Here is a 25,189-nt window from a genome sequence, read left to right as displayed (position 1 = left end):
GAATATGTTACAATTACTAACCTTACTTGCTGTTATCACTTTGGTTGTATTTTTTGGTCATCTAGTTCCAATGGAAGTGAAAACCTTCTTGTATTCAATAAGCCTTAGTATAAAAGAGATCTTACTATTTATAATGCCTTTTATTGTTTTTGCATTAATCTTTAGTAGTGTTAACAATCTTAAGCAGTCGGCTATAAAGTTTATATTGTTACTTATTATAACGATTTTCTTGTCGAATCTAGCTTCAAGTTTAATAGCTTATTCTGTTGGGCATTTCATCACACAAAACACTTATTCAATACAAGATATAACATATGAAGAAACAATTGTTCCTTTATGGTCATTTAGGATACCTGCATTGCTTTCTAATTTTTATGCCCTTGCTTGCGGATTTGTGTTAAGCATATTAGTGTCCACAATATTACCAAAAAAAAGCAAAGAGCTCTCGAACAAAATGTTAGATTTAACTCTCTTTATTTTGAAGACATTTTTGACGCCAATTATTCCAATGTTTGTACTTGGTCTTGCTTTAAAAATGGAACATGATCAGGTTTTACCCATAATATTTAAGGATTACTCAATAATTTTTATTATTATATCATCTGCAACCTACCTTTATGTTTTTCTCTTATATGGAGCAGCAAATTCGTTCAAGATCACAAGCTGGATAGCTAGTATAGGTAATATGATACCAGCATTTATTACTGCAATGAGCACAATGTCTAGTAATATAGCTATGCCGCTTACTCTTGAAGGAAGCAAAAAAAATGTAAAGCAGCATGATATAGCATCGTCTGTTGTGCCAATAACTGCTAGCTTTCATTTAGTAGGTGATTGCTTTTTTATTATAATACTATCAATGATAATGACTTTTGGTGGTGCATTGTCTGCAACAGACTATGTGACTTTCCTTCTCTACTTTCTGTTATTTAAATTTGCTATTGTTGCAGTTCCAGCGGGAGGGATTATGGTAATGTTGCCTGTTCTTGAGAAGTATCTTAAATTCTCCCCAGAGATGCTTTCATTAATTACAGCATTGTATATAGTGTTTGACCCAATAATAACTTCAGCAAATGTTATGGGTAACGGTGCGTTCACTATGATGTTTACAAAGCTCTATGATAAGCTTAAGTGATGTCCATTCTAGCAATTAATACTGTAGGTGCTGGTAGTTCAATAGCAGTAATTGATTACGATGGTAATTGTTTTGTAGAACGCAATTCTGCAAACAATAGTCATGCAGAATCATTTTTTCAAATACTGAATACTTTGTTTGATAAGCATAATTACAGCTACGATAAAATAGACCATTTAGCAGTGATAGTTGGACCAGGAAGTTTTACTGGAATCAGAGTTGGTATATCAACTGCACAAGGTATAAATCTTGCTACAAATAAGCCGTTATATGGGGTTAGTGCCCTGGAAGCTCAAGCATATGCAATATCGCTACTTTGTACAAATAGCAAAAAAAATATTAAAGCTATAATCGAAGATGATCAAAAGTTTTATACGCAGTTATTTGATTTCAATTTGTTACCGCTATCAAATCCTGCTGTAGTAAGTGAACTCCAGCCTGAAACGCACTGCATTACATATATGGATTGCAGTTTACCAAAGTTGGATGCTAGCCATGCAGGGCTATTAGTCCGTTATAGACTAAAAAATAAACAAAAATTAAATGGAGTTGAGGCTCTATATTTAAATGAGCCTCAGTATATGAAATCGTTGCCTATTGCGTAAACACTATTAATTTGGCCAAGTTTGTACATCTGACTTACTATTTCTTCTGCTACTTCTTTTATACTCATATTTGAATTTTCTACCTCTATAGCATTTTGTGGTACAAATAAATCTTCCTCCCTAAATTTAATACTATTTATATTAGTAACCTTCCTATTTTTTCTTTGCTTTTTTGATATAGTACGCTCTTGTAATATCAATGGATTGCACCTAAGTACTATAGGGAGGATTTTTGTGCTCATTTTTTTACTAAGTTCTACTACTGAGTTATATATTCTTATGTTGTAATCATTATTTTTAATTAATTCATCAACAAATATATAATTTTTTGAGTCAATAGGATAGGCTTCTATTGCCTGAAACATAACATGTGTAGTGTTATATATTCTATCTCGAGCTTCTTTGGAAGTTTGATTATATTCAAGTCCACTTACAATTACTGCATTTATCATACTAGATAATACTATTGCTGTAGAAAGTTTACCACTTCCTAGAAGACCAGTGATATATATGAAAATTTTGTTAGCTGTTTTTTTATGTCAACGTTTATCATATTATTTTTAATATTAAAACCTACAATTATAATAACATAAAACAAGGCTTTAAAACATATGAAATATTACATAAAAAGTCGTTTTTATAGTTAAAATACTATGTAATCTAGAAATGTAAACTCTAATCACCTAAGGCAAGTAAAAGTGCTTAGTATTTTAACGTAGGTTCACCTTTTAGTTTGTAATAAACTTTTTTTTACGTATAAATCTTTAGAAAATTTTAGTCAAGAGCTATGTTATTAACAAATAGTGAGTTGAAAAGAGACCTAGTTAACGCCTATCAAATTTTATCTTATCTTAAATTAGATGATCATACGTATACTCATCTCTCTGTACGTTCTGAAGATAAAAAGTCATTTTATGTTTATCCGTTTGGTATACGTTTTTATGAAGTAGATGAAAGTTCATTGATGAAAGTATCGTTTGATGGGAATATAATTGAAGGCAAAGAATATCAATATAATAAAACTGGCTATGTAATCCATGGCTTCATTTATCAAGCAAGGAAAGATATTCAAGCAATTTTTCATCTACATACACCTTCTATTGTAGCAGTTTCTTCTCTCAAGGATGGATTACTCCCAATAAGTCAGTGGGCGCTGCACTTTTATAATAAGGTATCTTACCATGATTATAATTCCCTGGCACTTGATGATACAGAAGGAAAAAGATTAATAGCTGATTTGAAAGAAAATTTTGTGATGTTAATGCGCAATCATGGATCTATAACATGTGGTCAGACTATACAAGAAGCAATGTTTTATACGTATCACTTAGAACAAGCTTGTAAAACTCAATGCCTGACGCTAGCAATGAATAGGGAGTTGTCAATTCCAAGTGAAGAAATTTGCTCAAAAGCCGTAAAGGATCTTCTGTCTTTCGAAAGCAATCTTGGTGAGAGAGATTGGCACGCATGGGTTAGGTTGATTAAAGGTAAGTTATAAAAGTTTCTGACTCTTCGATAGATATTAGATTTCTTGCATAACCAGCCAGTCTGAAATCCAATAATGGTTTCACACGCTGTAACTCTTCAATTCATGTAAGAAGTCTAATGTCTCCATCTCTACTTAAGTTAACACCCTTAACTAAGCAGATACAAGTAAATAACTAGTAAGTTTTTTCAATCCTGCTCCACAGCAAATTTTAATGCTATGTGAGTAGTTATAGTGCTGTTAACAATTAAAATGACAAAAACTAAGATGGTGATTAGTAGTGTATAAATATTCAAGGATAAATTTTCAAATTGAGTTAGCAATTTGAAATATACAAAAGTTGGCATTATCATTGGCAAAACAAGAATTTGCGACACTCCTGATGCTAAGTTATTTCGACCAATCATCAATGCATTTCCAGTAGCTGAAATATTAATGATTATCAGCGTATTAAATAATAAAGACACTCCAACTGCTATTGAATGTTCAATATTATTGCCTAGAATTGCAAAGCTGAACATGAAAGAAATCACTGAAATCGGTAACCCAAATAACAACCAGTGAGCGAAGATTTTATAAGCAACTATCAGCCTAGAAGAGAGTGGCTGTAAAAAGATTTGCTCTAATATTCCATCATGATAATCAGATGTAAATAAATTATTTGTAGAGATCTGCAAAACAAATGTAGCACATATCCATGTTAATGTTAATATGACTTCTTGTTTACTGTTGTTTTCAAGTGTATATGAAGATAAACTTAACATTATAATAAAAATACATACTATATAAGTAAGATTATTATCATTTATTACTAATTTTTTTACCAAACTAATCATACCAGGATTTTAAATGTTTATTATAAATTATAGTGTTTACTTTGAGGGTAGTATAATTTTTTGTGTTTACAAGTTATATAAGTTTTAATATATTTTATTGATAATGCTATGGAAAAATTAATAAAAATAAAGTTACCGGAAGATTACGTTCCTTCAGAAAATGAAGAATATATGAACGTAAAACAACTGGAATACTTTAGCTTAAAGTTACAATCAATACTCTCTGAACTGGAGAAACAAGATCTAGAAGATAGTAGTATTTATTCTGATAGTGAAAATGGAGAATTAATTAAGCGCCGAAAAGATAGAAAAGAAAAAATTAAGGAGGCGTTGGAAAAAATAAAATTAGGCATTTATGGTTACTGCGATGGAACGGGAGAAGAAATAGGAGTCGAAAGACTTAAAGCTAATCCGCTTGCTATGTATTGTATTGAAGAACAAGAGAGAATAGAAAAAGAAAAGAACGTGTATAACATTAATGATTAGAACTTGTCGGGAGTGTTAAATAAACTGTGTCAAATCGAGAAGTAAAGTAATAAATTGATAAAAAAATGGAGGTTTGACAATGAGTCAAGCAAACACAACTACCGGTTTGGTAGACTATAAAGAATTAGAAACAAATATCTTATCATCTATACGAGAAGGAAGACCATTGACAGGAAGAGATGGAGCATTAACACCATTTATAAAAAAACTGCTAGAGGGAAGGCGAGATAGAAAACCATTTGTCGGCTGAAAGCGAAGAAAACAACCGAAGAAATTCAAAGACTTTACGGACAAGTATTTGAACTATTGACACCAAGAGATAGAGAAGGAAGTTTCGAGCTACAAGTAGTCAGAAAAAGGCAAACAACCGAACTTGAAGCAAAGGTTTTAAGTACATATGCCAGTGGCATGGGATATAGCATCGCATGTAGAAGAAATATAAAATATCTGCAGCAGAGATATCAAGTATTACTGACAAATTGTTACCGGTAATCAACGAATGGCGCAGTCGTCCACTGCAATCTGTATATCCAATAGTGTTCATGGTTTTTTAAGGTCAAGGAGGACGGGCATTGTGTAAGCAAATGTATGTATAACATATTAGCAAAATGGCAGAAAAGAAGTTTTGGGTTTTTATTTGGCTGAAAGTGAAGTTCTGGTTGGGAGTACTAAATGACCTAAAGGAGAGAGGAGTAGATGATATTCTGATAGCTTGTGTTAAAAAGCTTTCCTACAGCTATAAATAGCGTATTTCCTAAAGCAGAAATGTATAGTAATCAGATAAGAAATTCACTGAAATATGTATCGAGCAAAAGTTTTCATGAATGATTTGAAAAAAAAATAAAATACAAAAAGTAGAGAAATAGCCGAAAATTATTTGCTTGAGCTAGAGGAAAAATGAGGAGAAAAATATACTTTAGTTTTGGGAGAATAATTGGGAAAATTTGTCTAGTTATTTAAAATATTCTGGCCCTGTAAGAAAGTTAATTTATACCACAAATCCTATTGAGGGACTACATAGACAGATCAGAAAATTTACTAAAACCAAGGGCTCATTTACTAGCACAAATGCCTTGTATAAACAGGTATATTGTGCTATAAAGAAGGCAGGAGAGAAATGGACTATGCCTATACATGATTGGGCTTTAACTATCTCTCAACTTGATATCTTTTTTCCTGGTAGGTTAAAAATCGAGTTGAACTAAAAATGCGATTTGACACAGTTTATTTAACACTCCCAAATCATATAAGATGATAGCAAAATTCCAAACGTAGCTCCACAGCAGTAAATGAAACCTGTTCAACTGTATCTGTTTAGGTGCATGTGAAACCAGTGCTTCCTTTCTTGTCATCCCAGCTTTCATAATGTCATTCGAGTAGCCCCTTCGGTGTCATTCAAGTAACTGACACTGAAGTTATGTCTTAAACCTCATCACCAGGCTTAACAAATAGATGGCCCAATGTTATTAACTTTATAGGCTTATCTTCGTTATTTACCACCACCCAAACACCATCGTTTTCATGATCAACAATTTCTATTGGTGTAAATACTACATAATTATTGTCATCAACAATCTTTATTCCAAGAACACCATCGTCACTTAAGCTTAAGGCCGAAGAAGGAATTTTATATGCAAATCTTTCACCTGAAGGGAGACTTACACTAGCAGTCAGTCCTTGCAAAGATATAATCTCATTATCAGTTACCTTTACCTCCACTCTATAAGATCCAGTTTTAGGCTCAGCAATTTTACTAATAAAACTCACTTCACCTACTAATTCCCTTCCGTCTAGCAAATTAATTTGCGCTGCACTACCCAGTTTTATTTTATTTACTTCATTTTCTGAAACATACAACACTACAAGAACCTGATCAAAATTAACTATGTCAGTTATCTTATGTCCAAGATTAACAAAATCCCCTTCATTTACGTTGATCTTATCTATATAACCATCAATAGGAGATTTAATCGCAGTGTTTTCTAAATCCAATTCTAGCCTTTTTAGGTCAGCTTTTGCACTCTGCAATGCAGTAAAAGCTGATTCCACTCTTATCTGTGCTCCATAGCCTTTTTTATTCAATTTTCGAGAGGAATCATACTCAATTTCACGCTGATTTAATAAAACTTTGGCTTTCTCAACTTGTGCAACCCTGTCATAATCTTCTATCTTTAAAATTACATCGCCTCTTTTTACTTTTTCACCATCAGACAAATAAATAGCAATAACTTGACCACTTGTTCTTGAGACAAGGCTGACCCTATGCAAGGGATTTACCGTACCAGAAAAATTTAAATATACAGTGCGATTTTGTGGAGTATAATCCTGAGTTTTTACTGAAAAACTACTAATTGGATTATCACTATGAACCGCCTGATCTTTTTTTAAAAATGTACTGTTGATAAAAAACAGTAGAATAAGAGCAATACCAGAAACGATGATTACTTTGTTTCTCATCCTTAAACAGTAAAATTTATTGACCAATCTTGTTAGAAATAACTGCATAAGTTTTCGAATCAGAAGTGTAAGTATAACACAGCTATTGTCACTCTATAAATAGTTTTATATGAGCAAGTTTTCTTACAATAAATAAGTTTTTATTGCAAAAATGCAATTTTTAATCAAATAAAAAAGTTGTGCATAAAATTTCCATCATATTATATGATGAAAATAAGAATATTGTAACAAAACTAAATATATATTTAAACAGAGCTTTAGCCCATCACTAAACCAACACCCAATTGCTCAACACTATCAATTTTAATTTGTAAAGTGCCCTTTATAAATTTATTAGCCTGGTCTGTACTCATAAAAACTGTATGTTTATTGGGCATTAATTTTTCCATATCTGCTCTATTTTTTTTATCTTGCAAATGAGATTTGCAAATATAGCTATACTTTTTAAAATCTAGAAGTTTAGCAAAGCCATCACGATCATTCTCATGGTGAAAAGCAATATTTATACCTACTATTTCGTCCGTTTCTTGCAGCTTTCCATCTTTATCTATTACCTGTGCCTTAGCAAGCGCAACTGTAGGCTTATGGCCATAATTTGCTCCAATAACCCTTCTTATTGAATGTTCTATTGCTATTTTTTGCACTTCAGGACTTTTATCAAACTCTTTCAAAAAATTAAGGTATAAGTTAATATATTCAGAGTATTTCAATCTGTGTTTTTTATGTATAGTTGGTTTATAGGACAGTTCATTTGTAGGTGACTTATAGTTTGCAAGAAGCAATTTTTGTTCATATTGCTCATTAAATTTCTTTATCTTTTCAAAATATCTTTCATATTGAGTCAATCCATCTTTCCCTTTTTTCTCCATCCTTTTCAAGAATTCCTCTACTGGCTCTCGTTTGGCTAGATTAATTTTGCGTGTAAGCGGAATTTGTTTTTTCAAGCTAATCCAATATGGTAAGCAAACAACTTTCGCATCTTTCGAAAATAGACCTTCTAACTTTTTCACTGCATTGTATAAGTTTGCTGATTCTGGTTTATAATGCCCGCTATTATTGTCTATATAAGTTATTTTACCATTTACCACTTTCATTAAACCAGAACATAAAATCGGCTTACCGCCTGCAAGAGTTGAATGACGATAAGCCCATTCGCTTTTGTTAACATTAATATGTTCATGAGTTACTAATTTTCCATCAAGCGTGATAACATAAGCTACACAACCTTTTTTACCCTTACTAATTTTATCAGTTGTATCATATAATTTGCCCTCTAAGTTGTATAACTTAAGTTCCCCATCTTGCTCGCCAATAAATTTTCTTTGATCAAATTGTTCATCAGAGTTAAAATACTTAACCCTTGTATTAGTTCCAGGAATTTTTCTTCCTTCAACTCCAACTTCTGGAAACAAATTATATCGTGGAAAAAAATAAGTAAAATTATTCTCTATCCAATACAGAATCTTATTTATGATACCAAAAACTTTTCTATTACCTAAATCAATAGAGAGTTGCTGTTCCTTTGGTACTGCTAGATGATTGGACTTTGTACCAGACTTGCCAAATTCTTTGGCAGCATATTTAAACTTTTCTAGTAAATATTCCTTACGTTCTTTTGATATTGACATTTTTACCTCACTCATCTATTATTTTATCCTATATTATTTTAGACAAAAAGTCAATCTTTCTTAAGATACTAAGAAAAGAAAAAGCAGCAGCAAAATAGCTAAACTGACTTAGATTTATCGACAATTTGAAAAATCATCATTCCGCTACTTGTTAGCGGAATCTATGTTCGCACAGTTAGTTATCGCTATTTACCCAACAAACTTATGCTAAGCTGTGCTGCCACTAATTTTGCAACCAGTACTCTATAAGGCGAGCATGACACATAATCAACCCCTGATTTGATGAAAAACTCTATGGACTGTGGATTCGCTCCATGCTCTCCACATATACCAAGTTTAATTTCTTTTCTGGTTTTTTTGCCCCTTTCGATAGCTATTCTGATTAATTCCCCTACCCCTTCGACATCTAGCACCTCAAAGGGATCGTTTTTGAATATGTTGCTTTCCTTATAAGAATCGAGGAAATTAACTGAATCATCTCGTGAAAGTCCCATAGTTGTTTGTGTTAAATCATTAGTGCCAAAACTAAAAAATTCTGCGTGTTTTGCGAGTTTGTCAGCAATAAGTGCTGCTCTTGGCAGTTCTATCATCGTTCCAATTGAATAGTTCACATCGAAATTTTTGGCTTCTTTCTTTATTAACTTGCATATCAGAATAAACTCTTTCTCACTCATGATAAAAGGAATCATGATTTCAGGTTTCACTTCTATCTTCTTTTCTTTCCTTAATTCACTTGCAGCACTGAGTATTGCCCTAATTTGCATGCCATATATTTCAGGATGAGAAATAGCAAGTCTACAACCTCGATGGCCAAGCATTGGATTTTTTTCTGATAACTGTGCTATTTTATTTTTTACTGATTCAACTGACTTATTCAGTGATTTGGCAATTTTCTCTATAATAGATTGATTGTGGGGCAAAAACTCATGTAGAGGTGGATCAAGTAAACGTATAGTAACCTCCCTGCCCTCCATAATAGAAAATATTTCTTTGAAATCAGACTTTTGCATTTCTTCGAGTTTATTTAATGCATTTGTCCTTTCATTTTCATCATCAGCTATTATCAACTTTTGAATGAATTCGATTCTATCACTAGCAAAAAACATATGTTCTGTGCGACATAATCCTATACCTTCTGAACCGAATTCTTTTGCAATTTTTGCATCTTTTGGAGTATCAGCATTCGCTCTCACCTTCACTGTTTTGATTTCATCTACCCAGTTAATTATCGTTTTGAATTCTTGAGATAATTCAGGCAAAATTGTAGGAAGAATACCAAGCATAACCTCTCCTGTTCCTCCATTGATGGTGATTGATTCACCTTTATTTACTTTTATATCCCCCATAGAAAGAAATTTTTCATCTTTATCAATATAAAGTCCATTTAGACTACAAATGCATGGTTTACCCATTCCACGAGTTACAACAGCGGCATGCGAGGTCATACCTCCTCGCGCTGTTACTATTCCACTTGCAGCATTCATTCCATTAATATCTTCAGGGCTCGTCTCTGATCTTACCAAAATTACTTTTTTACCCTGCTCTGCAGCTTTTTCAACATCACTTGCACTGAATACTACATATCCAGAAGCAACACCTGGAGAAGCTGGCAGTCCTTTGCCTATTACTTCTTGATCGATTTTAACATCAAGAACTGGATGCAATAAATTGTCAAAAGTTTTTGGATCAATTCTCAATATTCCTTCCTCTTTTGTAATCACTCCTTCGTTTACCATATCAACTATTATGCGAATAGCAGCTTCGGCTGTGCGCTTGCCAGACCTAGTCTGCAAAATCCATAACTTACCGTCCTGTACAGTAAATTCGATATCCTGCATGTCCTTATTATGACTTTCAAGTTTTTCACATACCGCGCATAATTCTCGGTAGACACTTGGTAGCAACTTCTCCATGGTACTTTCTTGCTCCCCGTCAATTGGCATAGGAGTATAAACACCAGAAACCACATCCTCACCCTGAGCATTAACTAAAAACTCACCAAAAAGCTTTTTTTCTCCAGTTGAAGGATTACGTGTAAATATCACGCCGGTTGCAGAATTATCATTTAAATTACCAAAAACCATTGCTTGCACGTTGACCGCTGTTCCAAGGTTTTCAGGAATATTATGTATTCTTCTATAGGAAACAGCCCTATCATTTTTCCAAGAGGCAAATACTGCATTAACTGAGTTTAACAATTGCTCTTCAACGTTCTGCGGGAAATTTTTTCCTATTTTCTCACATACTATCTCTTTAAAATCATTAACAATTTTCTTTAAAACATTAACATCAAGATCAGCTAAGCTTTTTGCTCCTCTCTTTTGCTGCTCATTATCAATAACATCTTGAAATAGGTGATGATCAAGCTGTAGTACAACATTGGAGTACATCATGATGAAACGGCAGTAGCTATCGTAAGCAAAACGTTCGCCACTTTTTTTTGCAAGCCCAACAACGGTTTCATCATTTAGACCAACATTTAAAATAGTATCAAGCATGCCCGGCATTGAATTCACACTACCAGAGCGTATGGAAACTAATAAAGGATTATTTGAATCCCCGAATTTACAACCGATGTCACTTTCGAGCATCGCCATGTAGTTTTTTATCTCGTTACGTAGATCACAAGACAATTCATTATCTTGACAATAGACCTGACAAACAGCAGTGGAAATTGTAAAACCAGGTGGAACAGGAATGCCAATGTTACACATCTCTGCCAGATTTGCTCCCTTCCCTCCTAGTAGATTTCTCATTGCTGCATTACCTTCACAGTTGCTTTGGCTAAAGTAATATATTAACTTTTCTTGCATTTTTTTCGGATTTTCACTAATAAACATACTATACATACTATTCTAATAAATTTGTCAGGCAGGAGTAATAAATTTTTGTAAAATTCAGCACAATTAAATAGCCTCTTTTCCTTTCATTCTAGTGTCCCTATTGTCATTCAAGTATTCTTTCCTGTCATCTCAATGACCTCTATGATGTCATTCCTGTTGGAGTATGAATGTAGCCTTATCTCACACTCCTGTCATCCCAGTGCCCAGACACTGGGATCCAGAAGACTGATCAAGTAATAAGAACTAGTCACGCGCTGGCTCTCTTAAATTACTTTAGCTATAAGTGTTAAGAAATTTACCAATCAAAAAAAGGCAAAAAAATCCACATGGTGCTGATTTTATTACTGTAATTGATAATGTGCTAACGCTTAAACGAAGCGTGTTTAGGCTGAATAGAAAAAAATAAAAAAAGGTATGCAGCCGCCATAATTTCGCCAATAAACACAAGATTTGTCAAGAATCTTCTATTAAATGAAAGTTATGAAAAAAATCTATTGCAAGTCTTTTAATATTCTGTTAAGAGCTGGGATAATATAAAAATTATCATGTTCGGATTAGAAGACAGGAAATTTCTGATTACTGGTGCATCAGGCGGAATAGGGCAGGCAATTGTAGAGGTTATGCATAAAGCCGGAGCAACTTTATGTATCTCTGGCACAAAAAAAGAAGTACTAGAAGAAGTTGCTAAAAAATATGAAAAAAACATTCATGTACTCCCTTGTGACTTATCAAATGCTGAGGAGGTAAATCAACTAATAAATGAAGCAGGTGAGTCGATGAAAGGCTTTGATGGGCTCATATGCAATGCAGGCATTACACAAGACAGTTTATTGCTGAGAATGACAGATGAAGCATGGCAAAAGGTGATTGACATTAATTTGAACTCCACGTTTAAGTTAAATAGAGAAGCATGCAGGAAACTGATTAAAAATAATTGGGGGAGAATTATAAATATTTCCTCAATAGTAAGTTTAACAGGCAATGCTGGGCAGGCAAATTATGCAGCTTCTAAAGCTGGAATGATAGCTATGAGCAAATCTATAGCAAAAGAAGTTGCAAGTCGCGGTGTAACAGTAAATTGCATTGCTCCTGGATTTATAGATACTAAAATGACTGAAGTTTTAAATGAAAAACAAAAAGAAAAAATATTAGATAACATTCCAATGAAAAGAATGGGAACAGGGAAAGAAATAGCAGCAGGAGTATTGTTTTTAGCAAGCGACGAAGCAAGATATATAACGGGGCATGTGCTTAACATCAATGGTGGGCTATTTATGTAGCAACACTTATTTATGGACAAACTATGAGTTTTACCCTAAAATAAATATATATATAAATTTAGATTCACACTAGTTTATTACTTGGAGGCAAAAGAATGAGCTATATAATAAAAAAATTTTTTAATGCTTTATGTATAGTCCTGTTTCTCTCTTTTTCAGATTACGCAAATGCTGCTACTGATATAGATGATACAACTGCCCAAGTAATATGCAATATTATTGGTTATATTTGGGGAATAGGTGGGCCACTTATGACTGTAGTCATAATAGGTGCAGCTTTGCTTGCAATATTTGGTAGAATGCCATGGCCAGCTCTCTTTGCCCTAGGTATGTTTTGTGGTGTATTTTTTGGTGCCAAAGCGATTATAATGAAAATTATACCCGATAGCATTAAACAAGATAGTATGTTGAGCAAGTGTGGGGAAAAATAACTTAAAAATCAGGATGTTTTTGTGTGTATTGTTCCTTCATGTCTTCAATCTGTAACAAATAATGACTGTCTTTCGGTAAAGTTTTAATAGCTAACTCAGCGTATTTCATAAATTTCTCTAAATTACCTTCAATACAAGCCTTTTTCGTCAAAGCAAAATAATACATTGCCATATCAGCGCTACGTTTATATGCAATACTTAAATACTTCCAGACAAAGGCGTTATTTGTTTCTACGTTTGCAACCTGCTCTAGGTAAAAAATTGCCTTCTCTATTTCACCGTGTAATAATAAAGTATGAGATAACGCAAGTTTCACTAAATAGTTATTCTTCTCAGATAAATATCTAAGTGATTCTTCATACATTTTTATTGCTTCACTTAAATTTCCAGCTTTGTATAACATCTCCGCTTTTAATTCATATAAATAAGGATCATTGCGTGACTCTTGAATCAATGAATTAACTTTAGTAATAGCCTCTTCGATCTTTCCTTGCCTATAGTGAATTACAGCATTTACATACTTAGAACTACCTTCATATTTATTAGATAACACATGAATAGGAGCAAAGAAAGAGTCTAGCTTTGCAACCATACGCTCAAACTTCAGCAATTTATCTGCAAGGATTGGTTTTATATTGTTTTTAACCTTATAATTCTGTACAGCAAATATACGCTTATCACTAAGTGGGTGAGTGCGGAAATACTCTTCAGTGTTTTCATGCTCAATACTCTTAAAATAGTCAAAAATCTCTTTCATACCCAAATTATCATAGCCAGATTCATCTAGGTATCTTAAAGCATAGCTATCTGCTACACTCTCTTGCTCTTGAGAATAGTTAAAAAACAACCTTGAACTAAGCGTTACACCACTAAGCAAGATTGCACTCGCAACCTGAGGGTTAATGACAATACTAGAAACTAATCCTACCATATAACTAACCATTGCTATTGATTGAAAATAACCTACAGCACTACTCATTTGTAATACATGACCAGCAGATATATGAGCAATTTCATGTGCTAATATACTAAGTAAGACATAAGATTCAGTCGAATATTGTAAAAGCCCTAAATGAATGAAAATGCTATTATTGTTAATTACAAAAGCATTAATCGATCTATCATCAACTATAAAAACTTTTATTTTATCATTATCAATACCCGCAGCAGAAAATAAAGGTTGCGCTAGATCCTTAACTACCGCTTCCACTTCACTATCTCTAATAATACTAACAGAGTAAGCGCTATTACAGTATACGAAAAAAAATAGTAAAACAAAAAGCTTAGACATGGAAATTCCTTGTTTGTATAACTTTGAGGAATTTTATATTTTAACACTTAAACTATACGAATCTATAAACGCTAGTTTAAATTTTGAACGTAACTGATAAGTTTATCAATGGTAGTTAACTTAATATTATGTTGTTCAGCAAATTCAAGCAACTGGGGTAAGCGCATCATAGAGCCATCATCATTCACTAATTCACAAATAACTGCAGAATGATTACATCCCACTAACTTAGCTATCTCAACACTTGCTTCAGTATGACCAGCACGTTGCTCTACTCCACCCTCATGTGCAATGACAGGAAAAATATGACCGGGAGTTATAATGTCACCCTGAGTTCTATTTTTATCAATAGCAACATGTATAGTTTTTGTTCTATCCTCAGCTGAAACACCCGTAGTAATACCATAACGTGCATCAATTGATGTAGTAAAAGCAGTATGATTTTCACCAACATTTTTTTTTTCCATGAAACTAAGGCCTAACCTTTTCATGTGAACTTTAGTCATTGCTAAACAAACAATCCCTGTACCGTATCTAACCATAAAAGCCACATGTTCTGGCTCTAATTTCTCAGCTAATACAATCAGATCACCTTCATTCTCTCTGTTTTCATCGTCAACTAAAATGAATAATTTACCAGAACTAGCATCCCTCAATACATCTTCCACAGAAGAAATACCGGGTAGACTAATTGAAGGATAAGTTACTTGTACCATGATTTACTTAAACTCAATCTTAACTATTTTATACAATTTCTCTCCATTTGGCACTATCACTTCCACATACTCACCAACTTTTTTGCCAATTAAAGCACTACCGAGTGGTGAATCCGTAGAGATCAACTGCTTTGAAGCATCAGCTTCATACCCACCTACAATCTTATAAACATATTCTATTTCACTGTTATCATCACCGAGCATGCTTACCGTAACAGTTGCACCAAACATTACTGTATCACCAGACAAATTTTTTACTTCTATCACTTCTGCATGTGAAAGTTTACTCTCTACCTCAATTATGCGGCCTTCAATAAAACTTAATCTTTCCCGTGCTGCATGATATTCTGCATTTTCAGATAAATCGCCTTGATCACGAGCATCAGAAATAGCCTGTATGATAGAAGGTTTTTCTTCCTTTAATTTCTCAAGTTCTACTTGCATACTCTCAAAACCTTCCCTTGTAATAGGAAACTTGTTAACAATGGATGAAGTCATAATCACCGCCTAAACGCAATTAAATTGAGTGACAAAATCACTCACAATACCAAGAATATCATCTTTTATATCATCATTCATGTCACCTGACAACTTTTTTAAAACTCCAGGGTGAACAGTTTGAAAATAATTGATAAGATCACACTCGAACCTATTGATGTTGCTCACCTGTACCTTATTTAATTGACCATACAGATTAGAAAAGATATACATAAGCAATACTTGCTCTTCTATTTGCATAGGTGAATACTGTTTTTGCTTTAATAATTCAATAAGGTATTTACCTTTGTTTAAGGACAATTGAACAGTAGCATCAAGATCAGAACCAAATTTAGCAAAGTCTTCCAGTTCTCTATATTGGGCCAAACTCAGCTTTATAGAACCAGCAACTTTTTTCACAGATTTCAATTGTGCAGCAGAGCCAACCCGAGAAACCGATAAACCTATATTCACTGCAGGGCGAAATCCTTTGTGAAACAATTCAGACTCAAGAAAAATTTGTCCATCGGTAATTGAAATCACATTAGTTGAAACATATGCAGATACATCACCAGCCTGAGTCTCAATAATCGGCAAAGCAGTCAAAGATCCCCGTCCTTTTTCATCAGACATTTTGGCAGCTCTTTCAAGCAAGCGAGAGTGTACATAGAATATATCTCCAGGATAAGCTTCACGACCAGGAGGACGTCTGAGCAATAAGGACATCTGCCTATATGCCACAGCATGCTTAGATAAATCATCATATACCACCAAGCAATGCATTCCATTATCACGGAAAAATTCTCCAATAGTGCAACCGGTATAAGGTGCTAAAAATTGCATAGGCGCGCAGTCAGATGCGCTAGCCACAACTACAGTTGTATACTCTAATGCTCCACTTTCTTTTAGCTTATTCACCACTTTTGCTACTGTCGAAATTTTTTGTCCAATAGCAACATAAACACAGTAAATTTTTTGATTTTTGTTTACCTCATCATTAATCTTCTTCTGATTGATAATAGTATCAATCGCAATAGTGGTTTTACCAATTTGTCTATCGCCAATAATTAATTCACGTTGCCCTCTACCTATAGGAATCAACAAATCTATAATTTTAATTCCTGTCTGCAGAGGTTCATGCACAGATTTACGGTCAATAATACCTGGCGCTCTAGATTCTATATACATTTTGTTCTTGGCTCTAATTTCTCCGCCATCGTCTATAGGATCGCCTAATGCATTTACAACTCTCCCTAATAATTCATGACCTACAGGCACCTGTACAACATCACCACTACATTTTACAACGTCCCCTTCTTTTACATCACGGTCATTGCCAAGCACAACTATTCCAGCTGTATCATGATCTAAATCAAGAACTATTCCTTCTACACCGCTTGCAAAAGATACCCTTTCACCAAACTTTGCTTTTTCCAGCCCATAGACCAATGTGATACCATCCGTTACTGAAATTACTTCACCTATATTTTCTCGTTTTATAGGATTATCAAATGTCTCAACCTTCTCTTTTATTATGTTTACTACTTCAGAGGCATTTATGCTATTCTTCATATACAATTCCTTATTTTCAACATTTCCATTTTACTCAAATCAACCAATCTATCCAAATAACTCTTAAGTGAAGCATCAATCACGTTAAAACCATACCTAACTACAAAGCCACCTAGTATAGAAGGATCAACCACATGACTGACTTTTATTATTTTACCAAGAAAGTTCAAAGATTCAGTAATTATTTTTATATCAGGTTTCTTTAAAATCTCTGCTGATTTTATAGTAATTTCCAATTCATTTTCACTTTCCCTTACAAGATTTAAGAATTTTTCTAATATAAGGATTAATAAACGGGAGCGCTTGTTTGCAAGTGTAACCATAATAAATTTGACTAAGTTTTCACTCAAGTTCTCCTTTATAGAAAGTATCGCTTCTTTTTTGTGCAAAAGAGAAACCATAGGATGAGATAGATACACAAAAACATCTTGATCTTTAAAAAAAGCTAACAAAAATTCTACTTCTTTTCTTATAATACCTAATCTGCTTCCTGAGACATGAAACAGTGCTCTAGCATAAGATGAAACTAAATTATTGTTTTTCATATTCAATTACCCGTTCTAGTAAATCTAAATTATTTTAGCTACCATTGTTCAATCCAAGCATTTTTTATATAAATAGGTCTTCTCCTTAAGGAAAGAAAACATAAATCATATCTGACTGAATAATCTAAAAAATCAAGATTTTTACTTAAGAAATATTTAGAAGAATTTATAATAGACTGACACTGAAAATGAGATATCGGTACTTCTTTTCCAAATAAACTTGTTTTAACTTCTATAAAAATCAGCTCCCTTTTTTTAGATACAATTAAGTCAATTTCACCCAACTTACAACGGAAGCGACGTTTTATAACATTATAGAATTTCAGCTTTAAATATATCGAAACTAACAATTCTCCAAAGTAACCTACAAAATAGCGTAACCTACTTACCATAAAAAGAATAATTAGCTTTGTGTAACTACTTTGCTTCCTTTTTTATTTTTACTATAAATCTCACCTTTTGCTGAAATATCTCTATCAACTAGCTCTATCACTGCCATTGGAGCGCAATCACCCTTTCGAGTACCAAATTTTATTATTCTAGAATATCCACCTTTACGGTCTTGATAACGATTAGCTAGAACGCTTAATAATTTATCAACTACTAACTTACTATTATGAAGACGTGAAAGCAAAAGCCTTCTACCATGTAAAGAATCGTTATTCTTAGCAATTGTAATAAACTTTTCCACATATGGACGAAGTGCTTTAGCCTTTGGTAAAGTAGTTACAATCTGCTCATGATTAATTAACGAGATAGATAGATTCTTTAACATTGATAACCTATGCTCGGTACAACGAGACAGTTTATTTTTCTTTATTCCATGTTTCATATACTACCTAATCCTCATCAGTATGTTGTTTAGCCAGTTCATCTATATCCTTAGGCGGCCAATTTGGTATATTCATACCCAAAAACAAACCTAAATTATTTAAAATTGCCTTGATTTCATTCAAAGACTTTCGGCCAAAATTAGCAGTTCTTAACATTTCAACTTCCGTCTTTTGCACAAGATCACCTATATAAGTGATATTTTCATTTTTCAGACAGTTATGAGATCTAACAGATAATTCCATTTCATCTACCTTACGCAATAGAACAGGATCATAGCCCAAATCTTTAGCACCACTAGACAAAGAAACCTGCGATTTTTTATAACTCATATCAGAACTAATAAAAGGCTGAAATTGCTCCTGTAATATTCTTGCAGCATAGTCAACAGCTTGACTTGGAGAGATTGTACCATCAGTTTCAATTGACAATATTAGCTTATCTTTATCAGTAACTTGACCAACACGACTATTCTCTACTCTATACGAAACCCTCTCGACAGGACTATATAAAGCATTAACTGGAATAAAACCAATTAAATCTTGTTCATTCATAAGCTTTAAAAATTCATTTTCTTTATATTTATTTACAGGAAGATAACCTTTTCCGCTAGTAACATATATAGTAATGTTAAGCTCCACATCTTGACCTAGTGTACATATCACCAAATCTTTATTAACAATAGAGCATTGGTCATCAGTTTCTATCATTCCAGCTAATACTTGACAAGGCCCTTTAGCGCTCAAATTTAAGCACTTATTAGACGTGTTATTTAACTTACATCTCAACATGCCCATATTTAATGCTATATCAGTTATGTCTTCCCTAACTCCCTGGATCGAAGTAAATTCATGATTCACGCCTTCAATTTTTATTCCATAAACAGCACTACCGCGAAGAGAAGACAACATTACACGCCTTAATGCATGACCCAACGTTAAAGCAAAACCACTTTCCAAAGGTTCTAGAACTATATCACTTTTTTTACTTGAATCACCTAATATTACCTTAATCGCATTAGGCTTAGTTAATCTATCTAAATTTCCACAGAAAGAGACATTATCACTATAATACATACAAAAACCTTCCAAATACCCTATACTCTTCTTTTTTTCCTTAGTCTACACCCATTATGAGGTATCGCCGTTTTATCTGCAATTGAAGTGACAGTCAATCCACAATTCCGAAGTGCTTTAACTGCAGCTTCTGCACCAAAACCAGGACCACGAATTATTACAGAAACAACCTTCATACCAAATCTCTCTATTACTTTCTTCGCAGCAGAATCGGCAACCTTACCTGCAGCATAAGGTGTGGATTTTCTCGAACCAGAAAAACCACATGCACCAACAGAAGTCTGGTAAAGCGTATTACCACAAACATCAGTCACATTTACAAAAGTATTATTAAAAGTTGCACGAACATGGACAATACCAATAATAAACCTTTTTGTATTCTTACCAACCGTTTTAACTTTTTTCATAAAAACTCACGATAATAACAAATTTTATTTTTTTCCAGCAATAGGCAATTTAGATCTGCCTTTACGAGTTTTAGCATTAGTATGGGTTCTTTGTCCCCTCACAGGCAAACCTTTTCTATGCCTTAATCCTCTATAGCAACCGATTTCTATTAAAGATTTTATATCCATAGCCACTTTTTTTCTGAGCTCACCCTCTATGACATATTTTTGCCTAATAAAACTACTAATTTTCTCTATATCTTCATCTTGTAATTCTGAAACACGCTTACGCTCATCAATTTTACAGCTACGACAAATTATATTCGCAGTAGTAATACCTATACCATGTATATAAGTTAATGCAAAAGGAATACACTTCTTCACCGGAACATTTATGCCTGCAATACGTGCCACTGATACCTCGATACTTTATTAATAATAACTCTTAATTTATACCATAAAACAACTTATAGTCAAATCAAATTACAAGAAATTTTACTTTCAATCTCTTGCATTACTCTATCAACACTCAAATTAGCGTTAATTGTTAACAACTTGTCCTTATAATACTCGCGCAAACCCTCTATCTGAGAATGATATTCTCTTATCCTCTTATTAATTGCAAGCATATTAGCATCATCAATTCTCTTCTCCAATCTCGTACTTTTACATTTAGCACAAGTAGTATTCTTAAAAGAAGATATACTATATATACTTTTACAATCCAAACAAGTAAGACGATCTTTTAATCTATCAATTGCAATATTATCGTCAAGCTGCAACTCAATTACAAGATCAACATCCCTATTGCATCTTTTTTGCAAAACTTGAGTTAAAAAATGAGCTTGATTTAAATTTCTTGGAAAACCATCTAACAAAAAATCACCATCTATTAATGCAAGCTGGTCACACAATAATTTACATATAACTTCATCTTGAATTAAATTACCAGATTCAACAGTATCCTTTATTCCTTTACCTAATTTACTCCCACTAGATATAATATTCCTTAATAAATCTCCTACTGAAACTAATTTAAAATTATACTTTGCTATTAACAAACTGGACTGAGTACCCTTACCAGAGCCAGGAGGACCAAAAATTGTAATAATCACTTTAGTCTCCTTGTTTTAGACTCATATTTCTTTATCCAACTATCGTACCTATTTGAAAAAACATAAGATTGTACTTGCATAATAGTATCAGTAATAACGTTAACTATAATCAGCAAGCTCGTCCCACCAAAAATAAATGGTATATCATAATGATACCTCATAATTTCAGGTATAGTACATATTACCACCAAATACGCAGACCCAATAAATGTTAATTTAAAAACTATATCTTGAAGATAATCAGAAGTATGTTTTCCAGGCCCTCTACCAGGAATAAAACCACCATTTTTCCTAAGAAAATCAGCATTTTCCTCTGGATTAAATATAAAACTGGTATAGAAAAAATTAAAAAGTACTATGAGTATTAAGTAAGTTATAATGTACATCACTTTATTTGCCATAAAGTAGTTTAAAATAAAATCAGCAATGGCATGACCTTTATAGAAATTTGCAATTGAAATAGGTGTTAATAGAATTGCGTTAGCAAAAATAGTTGGTATTACACCAGATAAATTGATCTTCAATGGAATATAAGTAAAATCATCATTATGTAATTTTTTAAACTGTTTTTTGGGATATTGAACAATTACCTTTCTATAAGAAGATTCTGTAAAAATGACTAAAAGGAGCAGTAAAAAAAACAATGCTATAACAAAAAGGGTAATGAAAAACGACATACTACCATTTTTATTTAATGTTAGCAGAGATGATAAAGCATTATGTAATTCAGATGTTATGCCAGTAAAAATGATTAATGAGATACCATTACCTATACCGCTCACACTGATCCGCTCACCAAGCCATATTAAAAATATAGTTCCACCTAAAAGGCTAAAGACACCTATAGTACGAAACATAATACCAGGTTCAACTACAACTAATACCCCTTCCCTATTCATTCTTTCTAACCCTATTAAGATCGTAATTGATTGAAAGATACAAAACATTATAGTCATATAGCGTATATAAGAGTTCATCTTTCGACGTCCTAACTCTCCTTCATTTTTAATTTCATTGATTCCTTTAACGGCAGAAGATAATAATTGCATAACTATGGATGCAACTATGTATGGCATAACGTTTAACGCCAAGATCGTCATTCTAGCTAAAGCGCCACCAGAAAATAAATTAAATACTCCAAAAACACCAGAACTCTCTTTTAGAAATATATCATTGATTATATCAAGATTAACTCCAGGAATAGGAACATAAGTGCCTAAACGATAACAAACTAAAGCCATTAGCGTAAAAAATATACGCTTTAGTAAATCACTTTTATATAACAACGTAGAATCCAAACTATTAAATGCAAATTTACTGCTCATGATTTACGATAGTATTTCTACACTACCACCAACTGAAGCTACAGATCTTTTTGCAGCTTCTGATGCAAAATCAACATGAAACACAAATTTTTCGCTTAATTTACCCTTATTAAGAAGTTTGATTTTACTTTTAACAGATCTGATAAAACCTAATTTATGCAGTAGCTCCTTATCTATGATAGAATCCTTGACTATTTTTTTAGCTTCCATTAAGCACTGTACATCACCAACATTAAATATAGAGTATAAGTTTTTGCGTATAGGCTTAAAACCTCTTTTAGGTAAACGAGTATATATAGACTGCTGTCCACCTTCAAAACCATTTATAGAAACGCCACTTCTCGCTTTTTGCCCTTTATGCCCCCTACCAGATGTTTTACCTTTACCACAACCAATACCTCTACCTAATAATTTAGGCTTCTTTTTCTTAGATAATTTGGTAAACACAGAATTTAATTTTACAGCATCATTCATACTTTACCTATTTCCAACTATCTCACTAATCTTTTTACCCCTCTTACCTGCCACTTGGCGAGGAGATAACATAACATCAAAAGCCTTAAATACTGCACATATAATATTATGGGGATCATTTGATCTAGTAGACTTAGCTACCACATCCTTTATACCTAATACCTCAAAAACCGACCTCATTGCTCCACCAGCAATAATACCTGTTCCAGTTCTTGCAGCTCTTAAAACTATCTCACCAGAACAAAATTTAGCTTTAATATCATGATGTAAAGTTCTACCTTCACGTAAGTACACCCTAATCATCGACTTCTTTGCAGCATTTACAGCTTTCACTCTTGCTTCAGCAACCTCTGCGTGTTTACCTATTCCACATCCTACCCTACCCTTACCATCACCAACAACAACCAAAGTTGAAAATGAAAATCTTCTACCACCTTTAGTAACCGTTGTTACCCTTCGCACTGAAACCAAAAGTTCTGATAAATCATTATTATTTTGTAAATTCTTTACAGCCATATTTAAAACCTTCTAAAATTTAAATCCAGAGCTTCTTAAAGCCTCAGCAAATTGAGAAATCAATCCTGTATACTTATATGCTCCCCGATCAAAGACGAACCGCTGCTGCAATTTTGTACTAGGCAGACGCTCAATCAATAAAGAAGAAACCTGTTTTATAGTTTCAGCATTGACCCTACCTTTACATACATTCCTAATTTTATCATCCAAAGTAGAAGCAGAAGCTAGGGTTATTCCTTTTGCATCGTTAATCAACTGAACGTAAAAATGTTTATTAGACTTAAATACGGATACACGTAAACGTCCAGCGCTCTTATCGAGCTTCGCTCTATTACGAAGTTTCCTTTTTTCATAGCTACTTAAAAAATTATACAATCTTTTCATTTTAATTACTTCTTTTTATTTACAACCTTACGCAGCATAAATTTGCCTTTTATTACAATACCCTTACCTTTATAAGGATCATATTTTCTAATTTTGCATATATCAGAAGCCACCATATAGACTTTTTGCTTATCCATACCGCGAATCACTAAATGAGTTGGCTTTATACACTTAATCTCAACGTCTTTAGGCACTTTATACTTAATATTATGACTATAACCAAGATATAAAGTCAAATACTTATCATCACATTCTGCTTTATACCCCACACCATTAATCTCAAGATCAACAGAAAAATCATTAACCATACCGTTAATCATGTTATTAATATTACTTCTATAAGTGCCCCATATAGATTTTATTTTATCATAATCATCCCTGCCTTGATCAACAGAAAGTAACAATTGATTATCAACTATCTGACACAGAATGCCACTACACAAGTTCAGCTCTTTTTCTGCCCTAACACTTCTTATTAATACCCTACCATCATTATATTCAACTGAAAGATCAGCAGGAATATTGATAGGTGCGGCACCTATACGAGACATACATTTCTCCTATCATTTAAAATACACGACACAAAACTTCTCCACCAACTTTTAATCTACGTGCATTATAATCGGTCATCACTCCTTTCGGCGTAGATATAATAAAAATTCCAAGACCATTATATGCTTTAGAAATGTCCTTACACTTAGAATAATAACGACAACCGGGCTTTGATACCCTAGCTATATCATTAATCACAGGTGATTTATCATAATACTTCAACTGCACAACAAGCGAAGGGATACTATCACTCTCTTGCTTTTCATAATTAAGAATATACCCTTCCTCTTTTAAGATCTTCAATATAGAAGAATTCACTTTAGAGAATAGGACTCTTGTTTCCCTATGCATTGCCAATTGAGCATTACGTATTCTTGTTAAAAAATCACCAATACCATCAGATAACGACACTATTACACTCCTTATATCACATTTACCAACTAGATTTTGTAACCCCTGGAACTTGTCCAAAAGAACACAAATCACGTAAAACAATCCTACATAAACCAAATTTTCTATATACTCCTCTCGGCCTACCAGTTAAAGCGCATCTATTCCTAATTCTGATTTTAGAAGAATCTCTAGGCAATTTTTTAATCAGCTTACTTTGAGCTGCAAACCTTTTTGCAATAGATAAATCCTTATTATTCATTATAGATTTTAATTCCTCCCTTCTCTCCCTATATTGATCGCATAACTTTATTCTACGAAGATTCTTCTGTATCATGGATTTTTTTGCCAT

Annotated in this window: 28 protein-coding genes and 2 pseudogenes; 7 read left to right on the top strand and 23 right to left on the bottom strand. The window is 33.2% G+C overall.

The genetic code is table 11. The features are described 5' to 3' along the window. The first annotated feature begins 4 nt into the window (after positions 1-4). A complete protein-coding gene (locus OUY_RS05570) occupies positions 5-1,135 on the top strand; it encodes a cation:dicarboxylate symporter family transporter (protein WP_139686913.1) in 1,131 nt (376 codons plus the stop codon). Then, positions 1,135-1,740 (top strand): tRNA (adenosine(37)-N6)-threonylcarbamoyltransferase complex dimerization subunit type 1 TsaB, encoded by a 606-nt coding sequence (gene tsaB / locus OUY_RS05565; protein ID WP_007302675.1) that lies wholly within the window; start codon positions 1,135-1,137, stop codon positions 1,738-1,740. The genes OUY_RS05570 and tsaB overlap by 1 nt, the downstream gene beginning before the upstream one ends. Here the strand turns inward: tsaB and OUY_RS05560 are convergent. Beyond that, positions 1,710-2,293: pseudogene (locus tag OUY_RS05560) on the bottom strand (adenylate kinase family protein). The gene tsaB and the pseudogene OUY_RS05560 overlap by 31 nt on opposite strands. A 234-nt stretch (positions 2,294-2,527) precedes the next feature. Between OUY_RS05560 and OUY_RS05555 the strand changes: the two are divergent. Continuing rightward, the gene (locus OUY_RS05555) at positions 2,528-3,238 is read left to right on the top strand and encodes a class II aldolase/adducin family protein (RefSeq protein ID WP_139686912.1); all 711 of its coding nucleotides are present in this window, start codon (positions 2,528-2,530) and stop codon (positions 3,236-3,238) included. 176 nt (positions 3,239-3,414) lie between these two features. Here OUY_RS05555 and OUY_RS05550 read toward each other — a convergent pair whose 3' ends face one another. After that, positions 3,415-4,062 (bottom strand): heme exporter protein CcmB, encoded by a 648-nt coding sequence (locus OUY_RS05550; protein ID WP_007302672.1) that lies wholly within the window; start codon positions 4,060-4,062, stop codon positions 3,415-3,417. A gap of 108 nt (positions 4,063-4,170) precedes the next feature. On the opposite strand from OUY_RS05550, the gene OUY_RS05545 reads away from it, so the two are divergent. Then, the gene (locus OUY_RS05545) at positions 4,171-4,548 is read left to right on the top strand and encodes a TraR/DksA family transcriptional regulator (protein ID WP_007302671.1); all 378 of its coding nucleotides are present in this window, start codon (positions 4,171-4,173) and stop codon (positions 4,546-4,548) included. Positions 4,549-4,627: 79 nt separating this feature from the next. Beyond that, positions 4,628-5,753 (top strand): annotated as a pseudogene (locus tag OUY_RS05540) (IS256 family transposase). 217 nt (positions 5,754-5,970) lie between these two features. Here the strand turns inward: OUY_RS05540 and OUY_RS05535 are convergent. From OUY_RS05535 to ppdK, 3 genes are all read right to left on the bottom strand, one after another. Further along, entirely contained in the window at positions 5,971-7,005 is a 1,035-nt protein-coding gene (locus OUY_RS05535) for an efflux RND transporter periplasmic adaptor subunit (RefSeq protein ID WP_246038758.1), read from the bottom strand. Between the two features lie 257 nt (positions 7,006-7,262). Continuing rightward, on the bottom strand, positions 7,263-8,633 hold the full coding sequence (locus OUY_RS05530; RefSeq protein WP_139686910.1) for a hypothetical protein: 1,371 nt from the start codon (positions 8,631-8,633) through the stop codon (positions 7,263-7,265). A 185-nt stretch (positions 8,634-8,818) separates the two neighbouring features. After that, a complete protein-coding gene (gene ppdK, locus OUY_RS05525; protein ID WP_139686909.1) occupies positions 8,819-11,473 on the bottom strand; it encodes a pyruvate, phosphate dikinase in 2,655 nt (884 codons plus the stop codon). 548 nt (positions 11,474-12,021) lie between these two features. Here ppdK and fabG point away from each other — a divergent pair. Further along, positions 12,022-12,756 (top strand): 3-oxoacyl-[acyl-carrier-protein] reductase, encoded by a 735-nt coding sequence (gene fabG / locus OUY_RS05520; protein WP_010404744.1) that lies wholly within the window; start codon positions 12,022-12,024, stop codon positions 12,754-12,756. A 95-nt stretch (positions 12,757-12,851) separates the two neighbouring features. Further along, positions 12,852-13,187 (top strand): TrbC/VirB2 family protein, encoded by a 336-nt coding sequence (locus OUY_RS05515; protein ID WP_007302562.1) that lies wholly within the window; start codon positions 12,852-12,854, stop codon positions 13,185-13,187. 1 nt (position 13,188) lies between these two features. Here the strand turns inward: OUY_RS05515 and OUY_RS05510 are convergent, their stop codons facing one another. The 18 genes from OUY_RS05510 to rpsN form a co-directional block, all read right to left on the bottom strand. Continuing rightward, a complete protein-coding gene (locus tag OUY_RS05510; protein WP_139686908.1) occupies positions 13,189-14,478 on the bottom strand; it encodes a M48 family metalloprotease in 1,290 nt (429 codons plus the stop codon). A 71-nt stretch (positions 14,479-14,549) separates the two neighbouring features. Continuing rightward, the gene (gene ribB, locus OUY_RS05505; RefSeq protein ID WP_139686907.1) at positions 14,550-15,194 is read right to left on the bottom strand and encodes a 3,4-dihydroxy-2-butanone-4-phosphate synthase; all 645 of its coding nucleotides are present in this window, start codon (positions 15,192-15,194) and stop codon (positions 14,550-14,552) included. 3 nt (positions 15,195-15,197) lie between these two features. Continuing rightward, positions 15,198-15,692 carry a transcription elongation factor GreA gene (gene greA / locus OUY_RS05500; protein ID WP_007302559.1) on the bottom strand — a complete coding sequence of 165 codons (495 nt, stop codon included), beginning with the start codon at positions 15,690-15,692 and terminating at the stop codon, positions 15,198-15,200. Positions 15,693-15,701: 9 nt separating this feature from the next. Further along, positions 15,702-17,243, bottom strand: a complete 1,542-nt coding sequence (gene atpA / locus OUY_RS05495; RefSeq protein WP_139686906.1) for a F0F1 ATP synthase subunit alpha — start codon at positions 17,241-17,243, stop codon at positions 15,702-15,704. Beyond that, positions 17,240-17,788, bottom strand: coding sequence for an ATP synthase F1 subunit delta (gene atpH / locus OUY_RS05490; RefSeq protein ID WP_007302557.1), 549 nt, complete (start codon positions 17,786-17,788; stop codon positions 17,240-17,242). Before atpH ends, atpA begins: the two co-directional genes overlap by 4 nt. 38 nt (positions 17,789-17,826) lie before the next feature. After that, positions 17,827-18,180, bottom strand: coding sequence for a YraN family protein (locus OUY_RS05485; RefSeq protein ID WP_010404733.1), 354 nt, complete (start codon positions 18,178-18,180; stop codon positions 17,827-17,829). 11 nt (positions 18,181-18,191) lie between these two features. Then, complete coding sequence (gene rplQ / locus OUY_RS05480; protein WP_010404731.1) at positions 18,192-18,620, bottom strand: 50S ribosomal protein L17; 429 nt, start codon at positions 18,618-18,620, stop codon at positions 18,192-18,194. Positions 18,621-18,627: 7 nt separating this feature from the next. Beyond that, the gene (locus OUY_RS05475) at positions 18,628-19,695 is read right to left on the bottom strand and encodes a DNA-directed RNA polymerase subunit alpha (protein ID WP_139686905.1); all 1,068 of its coding nucleotides are present in this window, start codon (positions 19,693-19,695) and stop codon (positions 18,628-18,630) included. A 20-nt stretch (positions 19,696-19,715) separates the two neighbouring features. Beyond that, positions 19,716-20,102, bottom strand: a complete 387-nt coding sequence (gene rpsK, locus OUY_RS05470) for a 30S ribosomal protein S11 (RefSeq protein ID WP_139686904.1) — start codon at positions 20,100-20,102, stop codon at positions 19,716-19,718. A 24-nt stretch (positions 20,103-20,126) separates the two neighbouring features. Continuing rightward, positions 20,127-20,495, bottom strand: coding sequence for a 30S ribosomal protein S13 (gene rpsM, locus OUY_RS05465; protein ID WP_010404723.1), 369 nt, complete (start codon positions 20,493-20,495; stop codon positions 20,127-20,129). 59 nt (positions 20,496-20,554) lie between these two features. Beyond that, positions 20,555-21,196 carry an adenylate kinase family protein gene (locus tag OUY_RS05460; RefSeq protein ID WP_052265056.1) on the bottom strand — a complete coding sequence of 214 codons (642 nt, stop codon included), beginning with the start codon at positions 21,194-21,196 and terminating at the stop codon, positions 20,555-20,557. After that, a complete protein-coding gene (gene secY / locus OUY_RS05455) occupies positions 21,193-22,521 on the bottom strand; it encodes a preprotein translocase subunit SecY (protein WP_139686903.1) in 1,329 nt (442 codons plus the stop codon). The genes OUY_RS05460 and secY overlap by 4 nt, the downstream gene beginning before the upstream one ends. Before the next feature lie 3 nt (positions 22,522-22,524). Further along, positions 22,525-22,995 carry a 50S ribosomal protein L15 gene (gene rplO / locus OUY_RS05450; protein ID WP_006012263.1) on the bottom strand — a complete coding sequence of 157 codons (471 nt, stop codon included), beginning with the start codon at positions 22,993-22,995 and terminating at the stop codon, positions 22,525-22,527. A 3-nt stretch (positions 22,996-22,998) separates the two neighbouring features. Then, on the bottom strand, positions 22,999-23,511 hold the full coding sequence (gene rpsE / locus OUY_RS05445) for a 30S ribosomal protein S5 (protein ID WP_010404712.1): 513 nt from the start codon (positions 23,509-23,511) through the stop codon (positions 22,999-23,001). Positions 23,512-23,523: 12 nt separating this feature from the next. Then, positions 23,524-23,895, bottom strand: coding sequence for a 50S ribosomal protein L18 (gene rplR / locus OUY_RS05440; RefSeq protein WP_029237663.1), 372 nt, complete (start codon positions 23,893-23,895; stop codon positions 23,524-23,526). Between the two features lie 5 nt (positions 23,896-23,900). Beyond that, positions 23,901-24,446, bottom strand: a complete 546-nt coding sequence (rplF, locus tag OUY_RS05435; protein WP_010404706.1) for a 50S ribosomal protein L6 — start codon at positions 24,444-24,446, stop codon at positions 23,901-23,903. A 16-nt stretch (positions 24,447-24,462) separates the two neighbouring features. Then, complete coding sequence (gene rpsH, locus OUY_RS05430; RefSeq protein WP_007302546.1) at positions 24,463-24,858, bottom strand: 30S ribosomal protein S8; 396 nt, start codon at positions 24,856-24,858, stop codon at positions 24,463-24,465. A gap of 22 nt (positions 24,859-24,880) precedes the next feature. Further along, the gene (rpsN, locus tag OUY_RS05425; protein WP_007302545.1) at positions 24,881-25,189 is read right to left on the bottom strand and encodes a 30S ribosomal protein S14; all 309 of its coding nucleotides are present in this window, start codon (positions 25,187-25,189) and stop codon (positions 24,881-24,883) included.

The sequence above is a fragment of the Wolbachia endosymbiont of Leptopilina clavipes genome, from assembly GCF_006334525.1.
Classification (GTDB): domain Bacteria; phylum Pseudomonadota; class Alphaproteobacteria; order Rickettsiales; family Anaplasmataceae; genus Wolbachia.
This window is presented reverse-complemented; position numbering and strand designations above follow the sequence as displayed.

Bases quoted from the DNA above. Each gene is read 5' to 3' on its own strand.
- secY (WP_139686903.1), bottom strand. From the start codon at position 22,521: ATGAGCAGTAAATTTGCATTTAATAGTTTGGATTCTACGTTGTTATAT.
- OUY_RS05545 (WP_007302671.1), top strand. From the start codon at position 4,171: ATGGAAAAATTAATAAAAATAAAGTTACCGGAAGATTACGTTCCTTCA.
- rplO (WP_006012263.1), bottom strand. From the start codon at position 22,995: ATGAATGATGCTGTAAAATTAAATTCTGTGTTTACCAAATTATCTAAG.
- rpsN (WP_007302545.1), bottom strand. From the start codon at position 25,189: ATGGCAAAAAAATCCATGATACAGAAGAATCTTCGTAGAATAAAGTTA.
- ribB (WP_139686907.1), bottom strand. From the start codon at position 15,194: ATGGTACAAGTAACTTATCCTTCAATTAGTCTACCCGGTATTTCTTCT.
- rpsK (WP_139686904.1), bottom strand. From the start codon at position 20,102: ATGAAAAAAGTTAAAACGGTTGGTAAGAATACAAAAAGGTTTATTATT.
- fabG (WP_010404744.1), top strand. From the start codon at position 12,022: ATGTTCGGATTAGAAGACAGGAAATTTCTGATTACTGGTGCATCAGGC.
- rplR (WP_029237663.1), bottom strand. From the start codon at position 23,895: ATGAAAAGATTGTATAATTTTTTAAGTAGCTATGAAAAAAGGAAACTT.
- OUY_RS05570 (WP_139686913.1), top strand. From the start codon at position 5: ATGTTACAATTACTAACCTTACTTGCTGTTATCACTTTGGTTGTATTT.
- OUY_RS05530 (WP_139686910.1), bottom strand. From the start codon at position 8,633: ATGTCAATATCAAAAGAACGTAAGGAATATTTACTAGAAAAGTTTAAA.
- atpA (WP_139686906.1), bottom strand. From the start codon at position 17,243: ATGAAGAATAGCATAAATGCCTCTGAAGTAGTAAACATAATAAAAGAG.
- tsaB (WP_007302675.1), top strand. From the start codon at position 1,135: ATGTCCATTCTAGCAATTAATACTGTAGGTGCTGGTAGTTCAATAGCA.
- OUY_RS05485 (WP_010404733.1), bottom strand. From the start codon at position 18,180: ATGGTAAGTAGGTTACGCTATTTTGTAGGTTACTTTGGAGAATTGTTA.
- rplF (WP_010404706.1), bottom strand. From the start codon at position 24,446: ATGTCTCGTATAGGTGCCGCACCTATCAATATTCCTGCTGATCTTTCA.
- rpsE (WP_010404712.1), bottom strand. From the start codon at position 23,511: ATGGCTGTAAAGAATTTACAAAATAATAATGATTTATCAGAACTTTTG.
- OUY_RS05515 (WP_007302562.1), top strand. From the start codon at position 12,852: ATGAGCTATATAATAAAAAAATTTTTTAATGCTTTATGTATAGTCCTG.
- OUY_RS05550 (WP_007302672.1), bottom strand. From the start codon at position 4,062: ATGATTAGTTTGGTAAAAAAATTAGTAATAAATGATAATAATCTTACT.
- greA (WP_007302559.1), bottom strand. From the start codon at position 15,692: ATGACTTCATCCATTGTTAACAAGTTTCCTATTACAAGGGAAGGTTTT.
- rplQ (WP_010404731.1), bottom strand. From the start codon at position 18,620: ATGAAACATGGAATAAAGAAAAATAAACTGTCTCGTTGTACCGAGCAT.
- atpH (WP_007302557.1), bottom strand. From the start codon at position 17,788: ATGAAAAACAATAATTTAGTTTCATCTTATGCTAGAGCACTGTTTCAT.
- OUY_RS05535 (WP_246038758.1), bottom strand. From the start codon at position 7,005: ATGAGAAACAAAGTAATCATCGTTTCTGGTATTGCTCTTATTCTACTG.
- ppdK (WP_139686909.1), bottom strand. From the start codon at position 11,473: ATGTTTATTAGTGAAAATCCGAAAAAAATGCAAGAAAAGTTAATATAT.
- OUY_RS05555 (WP_139686912.1), top strand. From the start codon at position 2,528: ATGTTATTAACAAATAGTGAGTTGAAAAGAGACCTAGTTAACGCCTAT.
- OUY_RS05475 (WP_139686905.1), bottom strand. From the start codon at position 19,695: ATGTATTATAGTGATAATGTCTCTTTCTGTGGAAATTTAGATAGATTA.
- OUY_RS05510 (WP_139686908.1), bottom strand. From the start codon at position 14,478: ATGTCTAAGCTTTTTGTTTTACTATTTTTTTTCGTATACTGTAATAGC.